The sequence below is a fragment of the Micromonospora sp. B9E7 genome (assembly GCF_039871815.1).
Classification (GTDB): domain Bacteria; phylum Actinomycetota; class Actinomycetes; order Mycobacteriales; family Micromonosporaceae; genus Micromonospora.
Map to the genome: position 1 here is coordinate 35,342 of NZ_JBDPLX010000017.1, position 20,868 is coordinate 56,209.

Here is a 20,868-nt window from a genome sequence, read left to right on the forward strand (position 1 = left end):
CTGTCGGGAGGTACAGTGCCGCCCATGCGGGCCGTCCTGGTGGTCAATCCGAAGGCCACCACCACCAGCGAACGCAGCCGGGACGTGCTTGTCCGGGCGCTGCGCAGCGAAGTCGACCTCAACGTGCGCTACACCCGTCGGCGCGGGCACGCCGTGGCGCTGGCCCGGGAGGCCGCCGCGGAGGGGGTCGACCTGGTCGTCACCCTGGGTGGCGACGGCACCGTGAACGAGGTGGTGAACGGTCTGATGACGGCCGACCCGCCGAATCTCGGCGACGACGCCGCGCTGGCCCAGCGACTGCCGGCGCTGGCGACCGTTCCGGGCGGCAGCACCAATGTGTTCGCCCGCGCGCTGGGCCTGCCCCGGGAGTGGCCGGAGGCGACCAGCATGATCCTCGAAGGGCTTCGGCTGGGCCGGAGCCGGACGGTGGGGCTGGGCCGTGCGGACGACCGCTACTTCACGTTCTGCGCCGGGTTCGGCCTGGACGCCGCGGTGATCCACCGGGTGGAGCAGGCTCGGCGCAAGGGACGGGTCTCCACGCCGACGCTGTACCTGCGCTCGATCATGAACCAGTACTTCCTCGCCTCGGACCGCCGGCATCCCGCGATCAGCCTGGAGCGTCCGGGCGAGCAGGCGGAGTCCGAGTTGGCCACCGTCATCATCCAGAACACGGCGCCGTGGACGTACCTGGGCGACCGGGAGGTCAACCCGAATCCGGCGGCGTCGTTCGACCTCGGGCTCGATGTGCTGGCACTGCGTCAGCTCCGGGTGGCTAGCACAACACGGACAGTGACGCAGTTCCTGTCCCGGCGGCCGGATCCGCGCGGTCGGCAGGTGTTACGACTCCATGACACGCCGGAGTTCACCCTGGTCTCCAGCCGTCCGCAGGCGTTCCAGCTGGACGGCGACTATCTCGGCGAGCGGGAGAAAGTCAGATTCACCTCCGTTCCCGCCGCACTGAGAGTAATCTGCTAGGTCTCGGGTACTGCTCTTGGTTGACACGGTGGCCACAACCGCAACGGCCGGTCACCGCCACACCGAGGGACAGGTGCCGGAAATGTCAGCAATGTCACGCGGACTGTACTATATTGACCCTCGGCTGTGGCACGGCGGGTAACCAGGAAAGCACTGGAATCCGGACAAACGGGTTGTGGGCTTGCTCACCGCCCGGAGTTTTTCCGAGCGTCACCCTTGACATCACGAGCGTTCGTGAAAGTATTCACAAGCGAACTTGAGTTACCGGGACATTGCCTGGATATGCTCGTCAGGTTGAGCTGTTCCAGCAGGTCCCCGGCGCTGGCCGCCTGCTCACGCACTGCCGAATGGTCGGACGCTAACTGTCACCACCGGCACTGCGGATGCATATAGGAAAAGCACGACAAGCAATTGTTGCCACCCATCCAGAATGAGGAGTGTTGCCGCCATGGACTGGCGTCACCATGCTGTCTGCCGCGACGAGGACCCGGAACTGTTCTTCCCGATCGGGACGTCCGGTCCGGCTCTCCTGCAGGTCGAGCAGGCCAAGGCCGTCTGCAGGCGCTGCTCCGTGACCGACCAGTGCCTGCAGTGGGCGCTCGAGTCCGGTCAGGACGCCGGCGTCTGGGGCGGAATGAGCGAGGAGGAGCGGCGCGCTGTGAAGCGGCGCGGCGGCCTCCGGGTGCTGCGCGCTCACTCCGCCTGATCCCCCAACGACACAGCTGTACGCCCCGGCGGGTTCACCCGCCGGGGCGTTCCGCTGTCCGGCACCCGATCACCGCGGGCCGGCACGGGTCAGCCCGTCGACGCCGGCACAGCCCGGTCGTCGACCCGCCGCAACACCAACTCGACCAACTCGGGCGCGTCGGTCAACGGCGCGGCGACCGACACAGCGCCCGCCGACCGGGCCGCCTCGGTCACCGCATCGTGAAACAGGCCAGGCGCCAGGAAGTACGCGCACACCGCGACCCGCCGTGCGCCAGCCGCCCGCAGCCGGGACACCGCCACTCCGGCCGACGGCGGAGCCGCTGAGGCGTACGCCACCCGGCAGGGCACCTCGAACTCCTCGGCGAGCGCGTCCGCGACCCGGCCCACCGAACGGCGCGCCCGTGCGTCGCGGGTGCCCGCCGCAGCCAGCACAAGCGCGTCGAAGCGACCCGGGCACGCCTCACTGAGCCGGCGGCGCAACCCGCCCAGCAGCCCTGTGTCGACCGTCCCGTCCGCCGGGCCGAGCACGTCGGTCACCCGCACCGTCAGCGGTGGCCCCGTCTGCGCCGCCGCAGCGACCGCCGCCGGGATGTCCACCCGATGGTGGTACGCGGCTGTCAGCAGCAGCGGCACCAGCACCGCCCGACGGTGACCGGCCACGGCCAGGTCGCGCAACACCGAGGTCGGCCCCGGCTCGGTGTGGTCCAGCCAACTCGCCCACACCGGTGTGCCCGGGCGGGCCGCCGACACGGCTCGGGCCAGCGCCCGGGTGGCTTCGGCCGCTCGTGGATCACGGCTGCCGTGCGCGACCAGCACCACCGGATCGGCCCCGCCGGCCGCACCGGGGCCGGTCGGGGTCGTCGCCGGTGAGGTCAGACGTGCAGGCCGCACTCGGTCTTCTCGAACATGGCCCACCGGCCGGCCCGCGCGTCCTCGCCGGCCTTGGTGCGGCGGGTGCACGGCCAGCAGCCGATCGACCCGTAGCCCTGCTTGAACAGTTCGTTGACCGGCACGTTGAAGCGGGCGATGTAGGCGTCCACATCCCGCTGCGACCACGCCGCGATCGGGTTGACCTTGACCTTGCCCCGCCGCGCGTCGAAGGTCACCACGGGCGTGTTGGCCCGGGTCGGTGACTCGTCCCTGCGCAGGCCCGCAGCCCAGGCGTCGTACCCGGTCAGCGCCCGCTCCAGCGGCTCCACCTTGCGCAGCTGGCAGCAGTCGTCCGGCGACTTGTTGAACAGCCGGGGGCCGTACTGGCCGTCCTGCTGGCCGACGGTGAGCCGGGGCCGGATCGACCTGACGTTCACCGGGAGCGTGCGGGCGACCTCGTCGCGCACCCGCAGCGTCTCGGGGAAGTGCAGACCGGTGTCGAGGAAGACCACGTCCACGCCCGGAGCCACCCGGGACACCAGGTGGGCCAGCACGGCGTCGGCCATCGAGCTGGTGACGCAGAAGCGGTCGCCGAAGGTCTGCGCCGCCCAGCGGGCGATCTCCAGAGCCGGGGCGCCCTCCAGATCCCGGGCCGCCTGCTCGGCCAGGACCCGCAGCTCGTCCGGGTCGCGCCGGGCCGGCTCGGTCGGCGTCGGACCACCCGGACCGACCAGGCGCAGACTCGCGGCGGAGACGAGACTCATCGGGTCACCGCCCGCGAGAGCAGGCCGGTGAACTTCACCGAGAAGACGCGGGTGCAGGCGTGGCACTCCCACGCGCCGTGCCCCGCCTCGTGCGGCCGCAGGTCCTCCTCGCCGCAGTACGGGCAGTACAGGGGTGCCGCTCGGTTCTCGCTGCTCACCGCAGGTCCTCCTCGTCGACTCTGATCACCCAGTTGGCGAACGTCTCGCCCTCGCTCCGACCGGCCAGGTAGCGACGGGCCAGCCGTTCCACGTACTCCGGAAGCTCCTCGGCGGTGGTCTTCAGGCCGCGCAGCTTGCGCCCGAAACCGGCGGTCTGCCCCTGGGCCATGCCCAGCCCGCCGCCCAGGTGCACCTGGAACCCCTCGACCTGCCGGCCGTCCGGGCCGACCACCAGTTGACCCTTGAGCCCGATGTCGGCCACCTGGGTGCGCGCGCACGCGTTCGGGCAGCCGTTGATGTGGATCGAGATGTCCGCGTCGAAGTCGCGCAGCCGCTGCTCCAGCCGGGCCACCAACTCCTCGCCGCGGGCCTTCGTCTCGACGATCGCCAACTTGCAGTACTCGATGCCGGTGCACGCCATGGTGCCGCGCCGCCAGGCCGAGGGCCGGGCCTCCAGGCCGATCCCGCGCAGCGCGTCGACCAGCGACTCCGTCCGCTCCGACGGCACGTCGAGCACCAGCAGCTTCTGGTACGGGGTGAGCCGCACCCGGTCGCTGCCGTGCGCCTCGACCACGTCGGCCAGCTGGCTGAGCTGCGCACCGGAGACCCGCCCGACCACCGGGGCCGCGCCCACGTAGTGCCGCCCGTCGGACTGCTCGTGCACGCCCACGTGGTCGACCGGCTTCGACGGCAGGATCGGCGCCGGGCCGTCGAGCAACGTGCGGCCGAGGTAGTCCTTCTCCAGGACCTCGCGGAAGCGCTCCACGCCCCAGTCGGCCACCAGGAACTTCAACCGGGCCCGGTTGCGCAGTCGGCGGTAGCCGTAGTCGCGGAAGATCCCGACCACCCCGGCCCACACGTCCGGCACCTCGGCCAGCGGCACCCAGACGCCGAGCCGCTTGGCGAGCATCGGGTTGGTGGAGAGACCCCCGCCGACCCAGACGTCGAAGCCGGGCCCGTGCTCGGGGTGGTCGACACCGAGGAAGGCGATGTCGTTCGACTCGTACGGGGTGTCCACCAACCAGGAGATCGACGTCTTGAACTTGCGGGGCAGATTGGAGAACTGCTTGTCGCCGACGTACCGGGAGACGATCTCGTCGATCGCCGGAGTCGGGTCGAGCAGCTCGTCGCGGGCCACGCCGGCGACCGGGCTGCCCAGCACGATGCGCGGGCAGTCGCCACACGCCTCGGTGGTCTGCAGACCGACCGACTCCAGCCGACGCCAGATCTCCGGCATGTCCTCGACCCGGATCCAGTGGTACTGGATGTTCTGCCGGTCCGTGATGTCGGCGGTGTCCCGCGCGAACTCCCGGGAGATGTCCGCGATCACCCGCAGCTGGGCCAGGCTGAGCTGGCCGCCGTCGATGCGGACCCGGAGCATGAAGAACTCGTCCTCCAGCTCGTGCGGCTCCAGCACCGCGGTGCGCCCGCCGTCGATGCCCGCCTTGCGCTGGGTGTAGAGGCCCCACCAGCGGAACCGGCCCCGTAGATCCTGCGGGTCGATGGAGGCGAAGCCGCGGTGCGCGTAGATCGTCTCGATGCGTGCCCGGACGTTGAGCGGGTCGTCGTCCTTCTTGATCCGCTCGTTGGGGTTGAGCGGCTCGCGGTGGCCGAGCGCCCACTGACCCTCACCCCGTGGCCGGCGCGGCGCTCGGGTCGGGCGAGCCGTCGGGTCCTCGGATCGGGCCGGGATGCTGCTGACCGCCATCGCGGCGTCCTCCGTTGTCTGCTGTGCCTCGGGATACGCGGGGCGCGGCGGCCGGCCCGGCGAAGCGGGCGGGACAACGGTGTCTGAGACAGCCGGCGCGGAGCGCGCCCGAGACAGATTGGTCGGGCGTCGTCAGTAGGCCGGACAGATCGCGCTGCGCACGCGGCCGTAATCGACGTGGCGACGTGCCACGAAGCGGCGGACGACTGCGGCGGTCATGGGCCCATGCTGCCACACCCCAAGGGGACCGGCCAATGTCCACGTGCTGGATCCCACATCACGGGCCGGAGGTCAGCCGACCAGCTGGTCACCAAGGACAGTTCGGGCATAACGCACCACCCGCCCCTGTCGTACGCCGGCGATCAGGCCGTTGTCCCGCAGGGTGGTGAGGTGGTGCGACGCGGTCGCCGGCGCAAGCCCCAGCATCGCGGCCAACTCGCCGGTGCTCAGCGGCGTGTCGAGCAGGGACAGCGCCGCCGCCCGCGTACTGCCGAGCAGAGCGCCGAGCGCGGCGCTGGGCGGCGGCGAGTCCCACAGCCCGCCCAGCCCGGCCGGCGGATAGCAGAGGGCGGGCCCGGCGTCGCCCTCCATGATCGCGTGCACCGTCGGTCCGGAGAACGAGGTGGGCAGCAGCGTCCACGGGCGTCCGTCCAGGCCGGCCGGGCGGGTCGTGCCGACGGCGACCCGCAGCGCCGCGCCGTCCCACCGGATCAACGGGTGCACCTCGCGGAGCAGGGTGCGCCCGCCCTGCTCGGCGGCGAGCAGGGTCCGCCGCCGGATATCGGCCAGCGCGAGCGCCCGCAGTCGCGGCCAGTCCGGCGCGATCAACAGGGTGAAGTACCGGTGGAGCTGCGCGACCAGTTCGTCCGGGGACAGCCGGGGTGCGCCGGCGCGTTCCAGTTGCCGCCGCACCCGGGACGGGTCGGTGCCGGCGACCGCCCGCAGCTCGGCGGCCAGGTTCGGTGCCACCCCGATCGGGGTGAGGAAATCCGGCACGTAACCGTTGGACGACCTGAGCACCGCCAACAGCGGCTCCAGGCCGGCGTCCGGCAGCAGCCGCTCCGCGCGCTCCCGCCACGGACGGTGCATCCAGTACTTCGCCGGCTTGCGCAACGCCCAGGAGCTGGCCACCAGCTCGGCCAGGGGCGAGTGCACGAACCGCACCCGGCTCAGGTCGTCGGGCGAGAACCGAACCTCGATCACGGACGGATTCGACCACGCTCGAACGTCTCGGCGACAGCTCGGGGCGGTCCGAGGATCCTCACATGGAGTACAGGCAACTGGGCCGGTCGGGCCTGCGCGTCAGCGCGGTCGCGTACGGCAACTGGGTCACCCACGGCAATCAGCTCGACGACGACGCGGCGGCCGCGTGCGTGGCCGCCGCCCTGGACACGGGCATCACCACCTTCGACACCGCCGACCGGTACGCCCAGGGGCGGGCCGAGGAGGCGCTGGGCAAGGCGCTGAGCGGCGTCCGGCGCAGCTCGATCGAACTGTGCACGAAGGTGTGCCTGCCGGTCGGGGCAGGGGCCAACGACGCCGGGCTGTCCCGCAAGCACATCATCGAGGGTTGCCACGCTTCGCTGAACCGGCTGGGCACCGACTACGTCGACCTCTACCAGGCGCACCGGTACGACGACACGGTGCCACTGGAGGAGACGATGCTCGCCTTCGCCGACCTGGTACGCCAGGGCAAGGTGCTCTACGTGGGCGCCTCCGAGTGGACCGCCCCGCAGCTGCGGGCGGGCCTGCGGCTCGCCGCCGAACTGCGGGTGCCGTTCATCGCCAACCAGCCGCAGTACTCGATGCTGTGGCGGGTGGTGGAGGCCGAGGTGGTGCCCACCTGCGCCGAGTTCGGCCTCGGTCAGCTCGCCTGGGCACCGCTCGCCATGGGCGTACTTACCGGTCGGTACGAGCCCGGGCGACGTCCGCCCGCCGGCTCCCGGGCCACCGACAGCTTCGGTGGGTCGTTCGTCGCCCGCTACTCCTCGGACCTACTGCTCTCCCGGGTACGCCAGCTCCGGTCGATCGCTGCGGACGCCGGCTGCACGATGGCCCAGTTGGCGGTGGCGTGGGTGCTGCGCCGACCGACCGTGGCCGGGGCGATCGTCGGCGCGTCCCGACCCGAGCAGCTCGCGGAGACGGCCGAGGCCACCTCGGTACGGCTGGACGACGAGCTGACGGCACGGATCGACGCGGTGCTCGGCGACCTCGTCGAGCGTGATCCGGCGAAGACCGCCCGACCGAACGACGTGATGGCCTCCTGGCGCCCATCGCCTGCCGCCGGCTGACACCCACGGGCGGCATGGCCGTGGCAGGCTCGAACCGTGGGCGGATTGTCCGAGAAGTCGAGCGGGGCGGCGTGGGACCACCTGCGCCGCCTACCGGTCTGGCTCCCCCCGGCGCTGTTGACCCTGGCGGTGACCCTGACCGGGCTGGGCTCCGCCCAACTCTGGCGCGACGAGCTGGCGACCTGGAGCGCGGCCACCCGGTCGCCCACCGACCTGGCCCGCCTGGCCGGCACCATCGACGCCGCCACCGGGCCGTACTACCTGCTGATGCACGGCTGGACCCGGATCGTCGGCGACTCCACGGTCGCCCTGCGCGCGCCGGCCGTGCTGGCGATGACCGTGGCCGCCGGGCTGCTCGCCGTGCTCGGCGCACGGCTCGTCGACCGACGCTGTGGTCTCTTCGCCGGTCTGCTGTTCGCGGTGCTCCCCGGCACGTCGCGCTACGGCCAGGAGGCGCGCCCGTACGCGCTGGCCACCATGCTCGCGGTGCTCGCCACCTTGCTCCTGGTGACCGCGTTGCGTCGGCCGAGCTGGGCCCGTTGGGCCGGGTACGCCGCCGCGGTCACCGCTCTCGGACTCATCCACCTGATCGCGCTCACCCTGCTCGCCGCGCACGCGCTGGTCGTCGTGCTCGCCTGGTGGCCTGGCACCGCAGCCTCGGGCATCCCCGCGCCAGGCATCCCCGCGTCAAGCGCCACCGCGCCCGGCATCTCCGCGCCGGGCGCCACCGCGCCGGCCGGTCGCAACGGTGCGCGGGATCGGCGGGTGTGGCGGTGGGTGGTCGCCGTGGTGCCGGTCGCGCTGTTGGCCGGTCCGTTGCTGCTCAGGGCCCGGACCCAGCAGTCCCGGCAGCTGAACTGGGTCGGTCTGGCTCGGCTGGACGACCTGACCGCGCTGCCCGGCGGCGTGGCCCAGAGCAGCGTGGTCGGTGGCCTGGTGCTGGGGATCGCCGCGCTGGGCGCGGCCCGGCTCGGGCGGCGCGCCCTGCTGCCGGCGAGCGCGGTACTGCTGCCCGTGCTGCTGCTCTTCGTGGCCGGCGCGGTCGTACCCCTGTGGGTGCCTCGGTACCTGGTCTTCGTGGTGCCCTTCGCGTGCGTGCTGGCGGGCGCGGCGCTGGCCGCGGTGACCGCGCCGGCCGCGCTCGTCGTGGTGGTCCTGGCCGGGCTGCTCGGCCTGCCCGACCAGGCCGCGCTGCGGCGGACCCACGAGTGGCCGCGCAACGCGCCGGTGGACTACGCGGGCGCGGCGAGGGTGATCGGCGACGGTCAGCGGCCGGGCGACACGGTGGTCTACTCGCCCCGACACAGTTGGCTCTTCCTCGACCTCGGCATCGAGTACCACCTCGACGACCCGCCGCGTGACGTCCTGGTCACCGAGGACGAGGCCCGCCGGGGTGACCTGTGGGCCGCCGAGTGCCCCCAACCGGCGCAGTGCCTGGCCGGCGCACCACGGGTGTGGCTGGTCGTCGCCGGCCGGCACGCCGATCCGCTGGCCGCCGTGCCGGGCGCCAAGGGCGACGCGCTCCGCGCGCAGTTCACCGTCGCCCAGGTCTGGCCGCGCCCCGGCCTGACCGTCGCCCTGCTGACCAGACGGCCCGGCAGCTGAACGAGCTACCGCACCCCCGGCGATGGGCGAGCGACCGCACGAGGGCCATGGCACGCAGGCGCAGGCGGCACGCAGGCGGCAAAAGGAACACGGGCGGCAAAAGGCAGGCGGGCCCCGGCGGGCCGCGACCCGGCGGAGGGTGACCAGCGCGGCTCAGGCTTGTGAGCGACCGTCCGGGGCATTGCGGGCCAGCGGGACGACCAGCACCGCCTCGGTGCCGCCGTTGGCCCCGGCGCGCAGCTCGATGGTGCCACGCAGCTCCCCGGTGACCAGGGCCCGGACGATCTGGAGGCCGAGTCGGCTGGCACGTTCGGCGTCGAAGTCCGACGGCAGACCGCGCCCGTTGTCGGCCACCGATACGTGCAGCATCTTGCGGAACCGGTGGGCCGAGACCACCACCTCGGGCCGTACCGACGGATCGACCTCGGGTACGGCGACCGGCACCATCCCGGAGGCGGCGACCGCGGGGGGCTCGTCGCCCTCGTCGGTCGGCGGGAAGCCGTGCTCGACGGCGTTGAGCAGCAACTCGTTGAGGACCATCACCAGCGAGGTGGCGATCTCCGCCGGCAGCACGCCGAAGCTGCCCCGCCGTCGCATGCCGACGCTCACCTCGGTCGCCGCGACCTCGGTCGCGGCGCTGGCCACCCGGTCGACGATGCCGTCGAACTCGACCGCCTCGTCGCTGGACATGGAGAGCGTCTCGTGCACCAGGGCGATCGACGCGACCCGGCGTACCGACTCCTCCAACGCGACCCGCGCCTCCGGCATGGACACCCGGCGGGCCTGCAACCGCAGCAGCGCGGCCACGGTCTGGAGGTTGTTCTTCACCCGGTGGTGGATCTCCCGGATGGTGGCGTCCTTGGTGATCAGCGCTCGGTCCCGGCGACGAACCTCGGTGATGTCCCGGACCAGCACCAGCGCGCCGATCGGGACCCCGGCGGGCATCAGCGGCAGCGCCCGGGTGAGCATCGTGGCACCGCGGGCGTCGATCTCCCGTCGGGGCGGCGCCTCACCGCGCAGCGCGGCCAGGATGCCGTTCGAGGCCTCGGTGCCGTCCAGCGGGTCACCGGCCAGCCGGCGGTGCAGCGCGGCCAGGTCTTCGCCCACCAGATGGGAGGCGTAGCCCAGTCGGCGGTACGCGGACTGGGCGTTCGGGCTGGCGTAGGTGACCTTCCCCCCGGCGTCGAGCCGGACCAGGCCGTCGCCGACCCGGGGCGCGGAGGTGGTCTCGCCCGGATGCCGGGGCGGCGGGAAGGTGCCGTCCGCGATCATCTGCGCCAGGTCGTCCGCCGTGGTCAGGTAGTTGAGTTCCAACTGGCTGGGGGTGCGCGCGGTGGAGAGGTTGGTGTCCCGCCCCACCACGGCGATCACCTCACCGGCCTCCCCCTCGGCGGTGCGCAGCCGGACCGGGATCGCCTCGTGCCGGGCCGGCACGTCGCCGTACCAGACCGGGTCGCCCTCCCGCCAGATCCGGCCCTGGGAGTACGCCACGCCCAGGTGCGCCACCTCCGGCCCGCCGACGATGCGCCCCACCTGGTCGTCCTGGTACGCGGTGGGTGCGGTGGTCGGGCGGACCTGGGCGACGCAGAGGAACGTGCCGTCGGCGTCGACCGGCACCCAGAGCAGCAGGTCGGCGAAGGACAGATCGGAGAGCAGCTGCCAGTCGCCGGCGATGCGGTGCAGGTGGTCGATGTCGGCCGGACGGAGATGGGTGTGCTCCTCGGCGAGGTCGCGCAGCGTGGACACGGTGACCAGGGTGCCACGCCGCGCCTCACATCGTCGCGGTGACCTTCTTCAACCCGCGTGGCGCGTCCGGGTCCTCACCCCGCGTGAGGGCCAGGGCCAGCGCCAACCGCTGCAGCGGCAGGATGTCCAGCAGTGGCGCGTACCGCTCGTCGACCTCGGGAACGGCCAGCCGGGTGGCTCCCGGCACCTCGGCGGAGCCGACCACCACCACGTCGGCGCGGCGTTCACCGAGACGCGGCAGCACCTCGCCCATCGACCGCCCACCCGGGCCGGAACCGACCACGGCGAGCACCGGGACCTCCGGGTCGGTCATCGCGAGCGGGCCGTGCAGCAGGTCGGCGCCGGAGAAGGCGAGCGCCGGCAGGTACGACGTCTCCATCAGCTTCAGCGCGGCCTCCCGGGCGGTCGGGTACGCGTACCCCCGCCCGGTGGTGACCAGTTGCCGGGCGAACCGGTAGCGGGGTGCGAGCCGGGCCGGAGTGTCGTCGGCGAGGGTGCGGGCGGCCAGTTCGGGCAGCGCGTCGAGTGCCTCCCGTTCGGCCGCCGGGAGCACGCCGTCGCCGGCCCGGATCCCCTCCACCAGCATCAGCAGGGCGAGCAGCTCGGCGGTGTACGTCTTGGTGGCGGCCACCGCCCGCTCGTGTCCGGCGGCGATGTCGACGCTCAACTCGGCCACGTCGACAAGCGGCGAGTCGGGGGCGTTGGTCACCGCGAGGGTCAGCGCCCCGGAGGCCCGGGCGGCGCGTAGCACCTCGGCCAGGTCGGGCGACCCGCCGCTCTGGCTGACCCCGACGACCAACGCGTCGGACAGGTCGGGGCGCGCCCCGAACAGGGTGACCACGCTGGGCGAGGCGAGCCCGGCGGGCAGGCCCAGCCGGATCTCGGTCAGGTACGCCCCGTACAGAGCCGCGTGGTCGGAGGTGCCCCGGGCGGTGAAGACCACGTGCCGCGGGCGGCGTTCGGCGACGACCGCCGCCACCCGGGCGATCTCGGCGGCGTTGGCGGCGGAGAGCAGCCGCGCGTAGCCAGCGGGCTGTTCGTCGATGTCGGCGGCCATGCCAGCCCCTGCGCGTGTCACTAACACTCCTCCCCTGCGCGGTTCCCGCGCGTTTCCTGCTCAGTCTTGCACCTTTACACGCCTCCGAGCAATCGAACGAGCAGGAGTGCGCAGATGATCACCGAATCATCCCAATATCAACTACGCTTGGCCCGCTGCACACGGACGAGTCTGCGACGAGAGGACGACGTGCCCGAGGGAACGGACGATGCCGCGCTCTCCGCGACGGAGGAGCTGGCGCTGGCCCGGCTGGCACTGGACGAGGGCGACCTGCACCACGCCGCCGGCCACCTCGCCGGCGCGTTGGCGCGGGCACCCACCCTGCCCGAGGTGCACGAGACGCTGGCCCGGCTCGCCGCGGTGAGCGACGGTGGCCTCGCCCTCTTCCCGATCAACCACCACACGTTCGTGGGAGCCGTCGTCGCCCGCGCCCACCTGCTCGCCACCGCCGGTCGCCCCGCCGAGGGGCTGGAGCTGCTGGCCGCGGCCACCGCGTACGCGCCCAGTGCGCCGTGGGCCGGCGTCCCCTGGGTCACCGCGCCCGAGTTGCCCGAACGGTTGGACCCGGAACACACCGCCCGCGTCCTCATGCAGGTGTGCGCGGCGCTGCCCGACCCGGTGCCACGGCTCGGCCGGAGCGCCCTGACGCCGTACCTGACGCTGGCCCGCAACGCGGTCACCGTGCACCCCGAGCACAGCCTGCTGCTGGGCGCGGCGTCCGCGCTGGCCCGGCGCCTCGGCGAGGTCGAGCTGGCGGTCCGCTGGGCCACCCGAGGGGTACGCGCACAGCCGTCGAAGATGGGCGAGGTGTGGCTCGGGTACGCGTACCGCAGCGCGGGCCGGACCCGCGACGGCCTGGCGGCTCTCGGTCGGGCAGTCGAGCTGGACCCGGACGACCTGGCGATCTACGCGGACATCGCCGGCACCCTGGCCGACATCGGCCGGCTCGACGAGGCGCTGGAGTGGACCGAGCGGGCGCTGGCACGCGACCCGTCGTTCGACTGCGCGGTGCACACCGCACACCGCCTGCGGCACCTGCGCGACGGCGACCTGGCCCACCTGGTCGCGCTCGCCGACTTCGTCCGGGACCACCCCGACGACAGCCACGAGCACGGCGACCTGGCCCAGTGCTGCCGGGCCCGACCCTGGCTCGGTCAACTGACGCCGGCTGACGGCCCACTGCTCGACGCGATGCGCCAGGCGGTGGCCGACGACGACAACGGCCTGGGCAGCGCCGTACGCCTGGCTGCCCCCGCCCCGCCGAGCGCCGTCCGGACGGCGACGTCGACCGCACCCGGGCTGCGGATCGAAGTCGTCGGCGGCGCGCCGGAGCCGGACCCGCGCGAGCCTCGACGGGCATCCGCACAACTGTTGTGGCGGTACGCGGACGACGTGCCCGCGCCCGCCCTGCCGGCGCCCTCGGCGACGGCGGTCGAACGGATCGGGCAGATCGCGCAGCCGGCGTGGCCACACCCGCCCGCGGCGTACGACGCGGCGGTGGGCCTGGCCGGTCTGGACGTGGCCGACCTGCTCGGCCTGCTGGTTCACCCGCCCGCGGCACCGGCCAACGCGGTGGGTCGACTGCTGGCCGCCCACGACCCGTCGGTCTGGGTCCGGGGTGTGCAGGTGTGGGCCTGCCTGGGTCTGCTGCACCACCGCACCGACGAGCCGTGGGAGGGTTCGACCCGCCGCCGGGTGCTGCTCGACCTGATCTGGGGCGTCGAGGACTGGGTCACCGAGGCGGCGCTGTTCGCCCTGGTCACCGCAGCCTGGGTGGATCCCTCGGTGCGCTCGGACGTGGCGCGGGTGGTGGCGGAGCGGCTCGCCGACGCGGCCGACGTGGCGCGGACCCGGCCGGTCCCGATCGCCGGTTCGCTGGCCCACCTGGCGCTCGCCGCCCCGGAGCTGGACCCGGCCACCGCGGCCCTCGCCACCGAACTACTCGGCCCGCGATCCGCCCGGGTCCCCCGCCCTCGCAATCCCCTACGCCGACTCTGGCACCGCCTGCGCCGCCGGTAACCGCGCGTTCGCAGGGAAAGCACACGCCGCGCCGGCCCGGACTGGACGACGCGGCGTGCGGTGCGGCTGTCGGATCAGGCGACGGGGGCCTTGCCGAGAGCGACCTCGGCCTCCTCCTCCGGGGTGGCCTGCGGCGGCGCCTCGTTGGCGGTCCGCAGCGGGATCTCCTTGATGAACCAGGCGAGCACCGGGATCACGATGGTGAACAGCACCGCCCACAGGAACACGTGCGAGATCGCGTCGGAGAGACCGCCGAGCACCAACTCGCGCGCCTCGGCGGGCAGTTCCTTGAGCTTCGCCAGGTCCATGCCGGCGCCGGCCTCGCCGCCACCGAAGGCCCGGCCGCCCTCGGAGTTGGCCAGCCGGTTGGCGAAGATCGCGCCGAACAGCGAGATGCCGAACGAGCCGCCGATCGACCGGAAGAAGGTCGCCGCGCCGCTGGCCGCGCCGAGGTCCTTCTGCTCCACGCTGTTCTGCGCGATCAGCATCGACGTCTGCATCAGGAAGCCCATGCCGACGCCGAGCACGACCATGTAGAGCGAGGACATCAGCTTGCTGGTGTCGGTGTCGAGCATGGCCAGCAGCGCCATGCCGGCGGTCATCACCACGCCACCGACGATCGGGTACGCCCGGTACCTGCCGTTCTTGGTGATCGCCCGGCCGATGACCAGCGAGACGACCAGCATGCCGAACATCAGCGGCAGCAGCAGCAGACCACTGTTGGTCGCCGACGCCCCCTGCACGGTCTGCTGGTAGAGCGGCAGGAAGTTCATCGCGCCGAACATCGCGAAGCCGAGCAGGAAGCCGATCACCGAGATCAGCGCGAAGTTGCGGTTGGCGAAGAGCGCCAACGGCAGGATCGGCTCCTGGACCCGGCGTTCCACCAGGCCGAACACCACCAACGCGACGACGGCCAGCACGGCCAGGCCGAGGATCTGCGGGGACGTCCAGTCGTACTCGTTGCCACCCCAGGTGGTGATGAGCACGATCGCGGTGATGCCGACCGAGAGCAGACCCGCGCCGAGCCAGTCGATCCGGTGCTCGGTGCGGTACTTCGGCAGGTGCATGGTGGTGATCAGCACGAGCAGCGCGACACCGCCCAGCGGCAGGTTCACGTAGAACGCCCAGCGCCAGGAGAGGTGGTCGGTGATGAAGCCGCCGACCAGCGGGCCGGCGACCATGGCGATCGCCATGATGCCGGCGATCATGCCCTGGTAGCGCCCGCGCTCGCGGGGCGGGACCAGGTCACCGATGATCGCCATCACGCCGACCATGAGGCCGCCGGCGCCGAGGCCCTGCACGGCCCGGAAGGCGATGAGCTGGACCATGCCGTCCTGCGGGCCGCCGAACATCCCGGAGCCGGCCATGCCGCAGAGGGCGGAGCCGACCAGGAAGACGACGACCGAGGTCAGGAAGACCGACTTGCGGCCGTAGAGGTCACCGAGCTTGCCCCAGATCGGGGTGGAGACGGTGGTGCCCAGGACGTACGCGGTTACCACCCAGGTGAAGTGGTTGAGCCCGCCGAACTCGCCGACGATCCGCGGTAACGCGGTGCTGACGATCATGTTGTCGAGCATCGCGAGCATCATCGCGATCATCAGCCCGAACAGCACGACCCGGATGTTGTTGGGTCGTGTGCCGGCCTGGGTTGCCTGAGTCATGGGTAAGCTCCCCCCGAGGATTGCCACACTTACTTGCCGCCCGGCTAGTCACCTTACTAGCCGCACGGTAAGTTGGGTACAAGCAACGGTCAAGCCATTTGGAGGGCGGGCGTGAGCGAGAGCACAGGCGGCGGAACGCGGGAACGGATCAAGGCCGTCGCGCTCGAACTCTTCACCGAGCAGGGGTACGAGAAGACCTCGCTCCGGGAGATCGCCGAGCGCCTCAATGTCACCAAGGCCGCGCTCTACTACCACTTCAAGAGCAAGGACGACATCGTCGCCAGCTTCGTCGAGGACCGGTTTGAGCAGATGGACGCGCTGACCGCGTGGGCCGAGACGCAGCCAGCCACCCTGGCCACCCGGCGCGAGCTGATCTCCCGGTACGCGGACACGATGTTCGGCGGAGAGCAGCCGTCGGTGATGCGCTTCTTCGAGCAGAACCAGACCGTGCTCAAGAGCCTCGCCGCCGGCCAACAGATGCGCGGACGGATGATGGCGCTTGCCAACGCGCTCTGCCAGGGCGATGAATCCCCGGCCGCCCAACTCCGCGCCGCACTGGCGCTGTTCGCGCTACACAGCAGCTGGTTCGCGGTCCGCGCGCCGCAGATCAGCGACGACGAACGCCGCAAGATCGCGCTGGAGGTGGCCGACGAGTTGCTGGCCGCCATCGGCACCGATCCCGCCCCGACCTCGCCACTCGACCCGACCTCGCCACCCGACCCGAGCGCTCCACTCGATCCGACCGGGACGCCGCACAGGGGCACGGCCGACCCGGGCTGAGCGGTCGGCCGGTTCAGCCGCGCGTCAGGTCCAGCCGCAGACCGAGCAGGTCCACCCCCGGTGCCGGCGACCAGTCCTTCTCCGGTGAGCGGACGAACCCGAGCCGCGAGTAGAGCCGGTGGGCCGAGAGGGCCATCCCGGCCCGGACGCAGATCACCACCGCCACGCAGCCCAACTCGGTCGCGCGCGTGACGCACGCCTGGGCCAGCGCGGCGCCGACACCCCGCCCCTGAGCGCCCGGGTCGACGGCGAGCATCCGGAACTCGGCCTCGCCGGGCCCGGACAACTCCGCGAAGCGGGTGCCCGGCAGCACGAAGGTCACCGAGCCGAGCACCGCGTCGGTCGCCTCGTCCACCGCGACCAGCACCTCGCCGTCGGCGGCCCGGGTCGACACGTCGGCCAGCACCGTGCCGTAGCCGTGCTCGCCCTTGAGCTGACCGTCCGCCTCGTACGCGGCCACGGTCAGCCGGGCCACCGCCGCGAAGTCGGCCGACTCGGCGGGACGGACCCGCAGCCCGGTCAAGCAATCACCGCGATCAGGTCGCCGTCCTGCACGACGTCGCCCTCGTGCACGGCGAGCTGCTGAACCACGCCCTCGGACTCGGCGATGACCGGGATCTCCATCTTCATCGACTCGAGGATCACCAGGGTGTCGCCCTCGGCCACCGTGTCACCAGCCGTGGCGACGACCTTCCAGACGTTCGCCACCATCTCGGCGCGGATCTCCTCGGCCATGTCCGGGCCCTCCCTCTTCGCGATGTGTCTGCCGTCGTATCCAATCATGCGCCGACCGACGGTGAGCGCACAGCGGCACAGCCGGGATGGCACATCCGCCCTGGGGAAGGCGGCGGGTGTCGACCGCACTACCATCAGCGGGTCGGACCCGACGCCGGACGGCCGGTGGGTGCACCCGCGCCGAGGTCGTGCGCAGGACGGATCCGACCCATCACGAGGAGGTCAGCATGGCGAAGAAGTCCCGGAAGAAGAAGGCCCGTAAGAAGAGCGCCGCGAACCACGGCAAGCGTCCCAACTCCTGAACGAGTCGACGGGCCTGCGGCCCGTCACCGATCAGCCCGACCCGGCCGACGCCGGGCACACCGGTGGCCCGGGTCGACGTCGACCCGGGCCACCGGTGTTGGTCCGTCAGATGTGCAGGCGCTCAGTCGGCCAGCTCGCGGGAGTCACTGGTCTCGAAGACCACCAACTCGGTGAGCTTGACCCGCAGCCTTTCGCGCAGCTCGTCCGGCGCGGTCTCGTTGCCGCAGCAACGCGCCACCAGCGCCCGCACCTCCTGCTCCAGCCCGTACTCGCGCAGGCACGGCCCGCACTCGTCCAGGTGGTGCCGGATCAGCGAGCGCCGCTCGTCGGCGCACTCCAGATCCAGGTAGAGGTAGACCTCCGCGAGCACTTCGCGGCAATCCGTCTCGTGCGGCTCCCCACAGCTCACGTCACACCTCCCGGCCGGCAGCGGCGGCACTCGAGCCCTTCGACGAGCGGGCGGCACTGAAGCCCCGCTCCCCGGCGTAGCGCTCAAGCAGCTTGCGCAGATTACGACGGCCCCGGTGCAGACGTGACATCACGGTGCCGATCGGCGTACCCATGATGTCCGCGACCTCCTTGTACGAGAAGCCCTCGACATCGGTCAGGTAGACGGCCAGGCGGAACTCCTCCGGCAGTTGCTGGAGGGCCTCCTTGACGTCGCTGTCCGGCAGCCGGTCCAGTGCCTCGGTCTCCGCCGAGCGCAACCCGCTGGAGGTGTGCGACTCGGCCTCGGCGAGCTGCCAGTCGGTGATCTCCTCGGTCGGCGCCTGGATCGGTTGGCGCTGCCGCTTGCGGTAGGAGTTGATGTAGGTGTTGGTCAGGATCCGGTAGAGCCAGGCCTTCAGGTTGGTGCCCTGCTCGAACTGGTGGAAGGCGGCGTACGCCTTCAGGTATGTCTCCTGGACCAGGTCCTCGGCATCCGCCGGGTTGCGTGTCATCCGCAGCCCAGCAGCGTAGAGCTGATCGACGAATGGCATCGCGTCCCGCTCGAATCGGGCCCTGCGCTCGTCCGTCTTCTCGGTGGTCAACCGCACATCCCCTCGCGTCGGATGCTTTCCCGCCGAGGATACGCGCACGGACCTGCCCGCAGATTCACTTCCGGCCGGTGTGCCCGTGCTCACCACACCCACCCCGCCCGGTCCCGCCGTCGCGGGCCACTCCGGACCATCCAGCAGCCGCTTCAGCTGCCGGGCGTCCCGTTCGTCCCGTTCCAGGCTCCGTGTCTCGGTCGGCACCGGTCACCCCCCTCGCAGAAAAGTCGTCCGGGGTTTGTAACGCGAGATGACCACTGGGGCATTCCGGCCGCCCCTCCCCGTTCCTGGTCCCGGCCCCGACGGCGGCCGGCGCTGGGACCAGGAAGGGCCTGGGAGGACTGGTGCAGCCGGCCCGAATCGGCCCGGTGGCACCATCGGATGCAACGACCCGCGCCCGGCACCGGAAACGGTCGCTCGGTCGAAGCCGTTCAGTCGGCCGCCCAGCCCTGGGTCCGCAGCCAGTCCCGTACGACAGCGGCCGTTCCCACCGGATCGCGCCGCAGGTCGTGCGTCTCCCCCGGCCGGCTCACCACCTGCACGGCCGACGTCGGCTCAGGCGTCCCGAACGGGTCCCGGTCGCCGTTGACGACGAGCGTCGGCAGGCCGGTGCCCAGTTCGGCGGCGCGCGAGCGCTCCGGCCGCCCGGGCGGGTGCAGCGGGAAGGCCAACGCGACCACACCGGCCGCGCCCACCGCACGCGCCGTCCGGCAGGCCACCCGGGCACCGCTGGACCGGCCGCCGACCAGCACCGTCGGCACGTCGGCGTGCCGGTCCCGCAGCACGGCGAGCACAGCCGTCCACGCCTCGTCGAGGTGACCCGCCGGTGCGGGCGCACGTCGACCGGCGACCCGGTATGGCTGGGTCACCCGGACCACCACCAGGCCGGCCGCGACCGACGCGTCCCGGACCGCGAGCAGGTCGGGCGCGTCGACGCTGCCGCCCGCGCCGTGCCCGAGCACGAGCAGTGCGGTGACCGGGCGGGTCGGCAGGTCGGTGGTGATCCCCGCCGGACCGCGCGGGGTGTCGATCTCGTCGCTGGTTGGCACCGGCCCATTCTGCGCCGTGTGACGGACGACCGGTGGCGGACCGGACCGTTGGTCAGCTCAGCGGCACCAGGGTGAGCAGCCGGTCCCGTACCGGCGGACCGGCGTCGTCGACGGCGCCCCGGTCAGGTTCGACCTCGCCCCGCCAGGCGACCAGCATCGCCCGCCGCTCGCGGGGCGTGGTGGCCCCCCAGACGCCATGGCAGTCACCGACGTCGAGGGCCCAGGCCAGGCAGGACCCCTGAACGTCACAACTGCGGCACAGCGCGACGGCAGCGTCCGCCGGCTCGTTCGGTGCCGGAAAGAATGTCTCCGGATCGACGCTCTGACAGGTGCCTCTGGTGCGCCACGCGTCGTCTTGTCGCCGTTCCCGCACTGCCCGCAGCAGTCGCGGATCTCGCCGCGCCGCTGCCACCTCGTGCGGGCGGGGCATACGCGCTCGTGTCAATCCACCCACCTCCCCCGTGGGACCGGCAAGATCGGTGGATGGCGTCCGCCCCGTGCGAATCGACAGCCACTACCGGCGCTGTGTTCTATCGCACTTCGCGACACCGGGACAAGGGTCTGCCGGGAACATGACTGAACAGCCAGGAGACGAATCGAGCGCAACCCTGTCAAATCGGTGCCCGACGATGTGGTTTCGCCTCAGAACAGGGTCAGCTCCTGTGGTGCCACCGTTGGCGGCACCGACACCCGGGCGGTCAGCTGTGGGCCGTCGTTGCGGACGTCGCCCACCGCCGCCCCCACCGGCCGGATCTCCAACCCCGCCAGCCGCTCGGCCGACGCCGGGACGAGCAACCGCTCCGGCTCGTCGGTCGGCGCCAGCCACGACGACCAGGCCTCGGGTGGCAGCAGCACCGGCATCCGGTCGTGCACCTCGGCCAGGTCGCCGAGCGCCGCGGTGGTCAGCACGCTGAAGGTGAGCCGGGAGTCGGCGCCGGATTCCCAGACCGACCAGATGCCGGCCAGGGCGAGCACCGAGCCGTCGGTGGGCGTCATGTAGTAGGCCTGCCGCCCGCCGTCGGGCCGACGGACCCACTCGTACCAGCCGTCGGCCGGGACCAGGCAACGGCGGCGGGAGAACGACCCGGCGTACGCGCGGCTGGTGGCCACCGTCTCCGCCCGCGCATTGATCATGCGGGCGGCTCCGGCGGCGGACCGGGACCAGTGCGGCAGCAGACCCCAGCGGCCGACGCAGAGACTGCGATGCCCCTCCGGGCTCACCCGGACCAGCGGCACCCGATCGGTCGGCGCGACGTTGTGGTCCGGTCGGAGCAGGCCGTCGGTGTCATCGGACGACTCGAACAGCGCGCTGAGCTCGCCGGGGCTCCGGGTCGTCGCGTACCTGCCGCACATGGGCACACGCTAACGCGTCGCGGGCCCTCCCGGCTGTCCCGCCAACCGGGA

21 protein-coding genes are annotated in these 20,868 nt (G+C 72.3%); 6 read left to right on the forward strand and 15 right to left on the reverse strand.

What is annotated here, in order from left to right; all coding sequences use genetic code 11:
- The first annotated feature begins 24 nt into the window (after positions 1–24).
- Both ABGB10_RS24010 and ABGB10_RS24015 read left to right on the forward strand, forming a co-directional pair.
- The gene (locus ABGB10_RS24010; protein WP_347663214.1) at positions 25–975 is read left to right on the forward strand and encodes a diacylglycerol kinase family protein; all 951 of its coding nucleotides are present in this window, start codon (positions 25–27) and stop codon (positions 973–975) included.
- A 448-nt stretch (positions 976–1,423) separates the two neighbouring features.
- The gene (locus ABGB10_RS24015; RefSeq protein WP_007072794.1) at positions 1,424–1,681 is read left to right on the forward strand and encodes a WhiB family transcriptional regulator; all 258 of its coding nucleotides are present in this window, start codon (positions 1,424–1,426) and stop codon (positions 1,679–1,681) included.
- An 89-nt stretch (positions 1,682–1,770) separates the two neighbouring features.
- Here ABGB10_RS24015 and ABGB10_RS24020 read toward each other — a convergent pair whose 3' ends face one another.
- From ABGB10_RS24020 to ABGB10_RS24040, 5 genes are all read right to left on the reverse strand, one after another.
- On the reverse strand, positions 1,771–2,559 hold the full coding sequence (locus ABGB10_RS24020; protein WP_347663305.1) for a CbiX/SirB N-terminal domain-containing protein: 789 nt from the start codon (positions 2,557–2,559) through the stop codon (positions 1,771–1,773).
- Entirely contained in the window at positions 2,556–3,317 is a 762-nt protein-coding gene (locus tag ABGB10_RS24025; RefSeq protein ID WP_347663215.1) for a phosphoadenylyl-sulfate reductase, read from the reverse strand. The genes ABGB10_RS24020 and ABGB10_RS24025 overlap by 4 nt, the downstream gene beginning before the upstream one ends.
- Positions 3,314–3,475 (reverse strand): hypothetical protein, encoded by a 162-nt coding sequence (locus tag ABGB10_RS24030; RefSeq protein ID WP_167393614.1) that lies wholly within the window; start codon positions 3,473–3,475, stop codon positions 3,314–3,316. The genes ABGB10_RS24025 and ABGB10_RS24030 overlap by 4 nt, the downstream gene beginning before the upstream one ends.
- Positions 3,472–5,184, reverse strand: a complete 1,713-nt coding sequence (locus ABGB10_RS24035; protein WP_347663216.1) for a nitrite/sulfite reductase — start codon at positions 5,182–5,184, stop codon at positions 3,472–3,474. The genes ABGB10_RS24030 and ABGB10_RS24035 overlap by 4 nt, the downstream gene beginning before the upstream one ends.
- A gap of 291 nt (positions 5,185–5,475) precedes the next feature.
- Positions 5,476–6,387, reverse strand: coding sequence for an ArsR family transcriptional regulator (locus ABGB10_RS24040; RefSeq protein WP_347663217.1), 912 nt, complete (start codon positions 6,385–6,387; stop codon positions 5,476–5,478).
- A gap of 62 nt (positions 6,388–6,449) precedes the next feature.
- On the opposite strand from ABGB10_RS24040, the gene ABGB10_RS24045 reads away from it, so the two are divergent.
- Together ABGB10_RS24045 and ABGB10_RS24050 are read left to right on the forward strand one after the other, a co-directional pair.
- Complete coding sequence (locus ABGB10_RS24045) at positions 6,450–7,475, forward strand: aldo/keto reductase family protein (protein WP_347663218.1); 1,026 nt, start codon at positions 6,450–6,452, stop codon at positions 7,473–7,475.
- 36 nt (positions 7,476–7,511) lie between these two features.
- The gene (locus ABGB10_RS24050) at positions 7,512–9,080 is read left to right on the forward strand and encodes a glycosyltransferase family 39 protein (protein ID WP_347663219.1); all 1,569 of its coding nucleotides are present in this window, start codon (positions 7,512–7,514) and stop codon (positions 9,078–9,080) included.
- 153 nt (positions 9,081–9,233) lie between these two features.
- Here ABGB10_RS24050 and ABGB10_RS24055 read toward each other — a convergent pair whose 3' ends face one another.
- Both ABGB10_RS24055 and ABGB10_RS24060 read right to left on the reverse strand, forming a co-directional pair.
- Positions 9,234–10,826, reverse strand: a complete 1,593-nt coding sequence (locus ABGB10_RS24055) for a histidine kinase N-terminal domain-containing protein (protein WP_347663220.1) — start codon at positions 10,824–10,826, stop codon at positions 9,234–9,236.
- Positions 10,827–10,851: 25 nt separating this feature from the next.
- The gene (locus ABGB10_RS24060; protein ID WP_347663306.1) at positions 10,852–11,883 is read right to left on the reverse strand and encodes an SIS domain-containing protein; all 1,032 of its coding nucleotides are present in this window, start codon (positions 11,881–11,883) and stop codon (positions 10,852–10,854) included.
- 189 nt (positions 11,884–12,072) lie between these two features.
- Here ABGB10_RS24060 and ABGB10_RS24065 point away from each other — a divergent pair, with 189 nt between their 5' ends.
- A complete protein-coding gene (locus ABGB10_RS24065) occupies positions 12,073–13,902 on the forward strand; it encodes a tetratricopeptide repeat protein (RefSeq protein ID WP_347663221.1) in 1,830 nt (609 codons plus the stop codon).
- Positions 13,903–13,976: 74 nt separating this feature from the next.
- Here ABGB10_RS24065 and ABGB10_RS24070 read toward each other — a convergent pair whose 3' ends face one another.
- Positions 13,977–15,563, reverse strand: coding sequence for an MDR family MFS transporter (locus ABGB10_RS24070; protein WP_347663222.1), 1,587 nt, complete (start codon positions 15,561–15,563; stop codon positions 13,977–13,979).
- 111 nt (positions 15,564–15,674) lie between these two features.
- Between ABGB10_RS24070 and ABGB10_RS24075 the strand changes: the two genes are divergently transcribed.
- Positions 15,675–16,343, forward strand: coding sequence for a TetR/AcrR family transcriptional regulator (locus ABGB10_RS24075; protein WP_347663223.1), 669 nt, complete (start codon positions 15,675–15,677; stop codon positions 16,341–16,343).
- A gap of 13 nt (positions 16,344–16,356) precedes the next feature.
- On the opposite strand, the gene ABGB10_RS24080 is transcribed toward ABGB10_RS24075, so the two are convergent.
- The 7 genes from ABGB10_RS24080 to ABGB10_RS24110 all read right to left on the reverse strand — a co-directional run bounded on the left by ABGB10_RS24080 (position 16,357) and on the right by ABGB10_RS24110 (position 20,817).
- Positions 16,357–16,866: a GNAT family N-acetyltransferase gene (locus ABGB10_RS24080; RefSeq protein WP_347663224.1), complete on the reverse strand. Its 510-nt coding sequence runs from the start codon at positions 16,864–16,866 to the stop codon at positions 16,357–16,359.
- On the reverse strand, positions 16,863–17,078 hold the full coding sequence (locus tag ABGB10_RS24085; protein WP_278141506.1) for a biotin/lipoyl-binding carrier protein: 216 nt from the start codon (positions 17,076–17,078) through the stop codon (positions 16,863–16,865). The genes ABGB10_RS24080 and ABGB10_RS24085 overlap by 4 nt, the downstream gene beginning before the upstream one ends.
- Before the next feature lie 424 nt (positions 17,079–17,502).
- Positions 17,503–17,790, reverse strand: a complete 288-nt coding sequence (gene rsrA / locus ABGB10_RS24090) for a mycothiol system anti-sigma-R factor (RefSeq protein WP_030336658.1) — start codon at positions 17,788–17,790, stop codon at positions 17,503–17,505.
- Position 17,791: 1 nt separating this feature from the next.
- Positions 17,792–18,619, reverse strand: coding sequence for a sigma-70 family RNA polymerase sigma factor (locus ABGB10_RS24095; RefSeq protein WP_347663225.1), 828 nt, complete (start codon positions 18,617–18,619; stop codon positions 17,792–17,794).
- 227 nt (positions 18,620–18,846) lie between these two features.
- Positions 18,847–19,464, reverse strand: coding sequence for an alpha/beta family hydrolase (locus tag ABGB10_RS24100; RefSeq protein WP_347663226.1), 618 nt, complete (start codon positions 19,462–19,464; stop codon positions 18,847–18,849).
- Between the two features lie 52 nt (positions 19,465–19,516).
- Entirely contained in the window at positions 19,517–19,909 is a 393-nt protein-coding gene (locus ABGB10_RS24105) for a WhiB family transcriptional regulator (protein ID WP_347663227.1), read from the reverse strand.
- Between the two features lie 197 nt (positions 19,910–20,106).
- Positions 20,107–20,817, reverse strand: coding sequence for an SOS response-associated peptidase (locus ABGB10_RS24110; protein ID WP_347663228.1), 711 nt, complete (start codon positions 20,815–20,817; stop codon positions 20,107–20,109).
- Between the last annotated feature and the right edge of the window lie 51 nt (positions 20,818–20,868).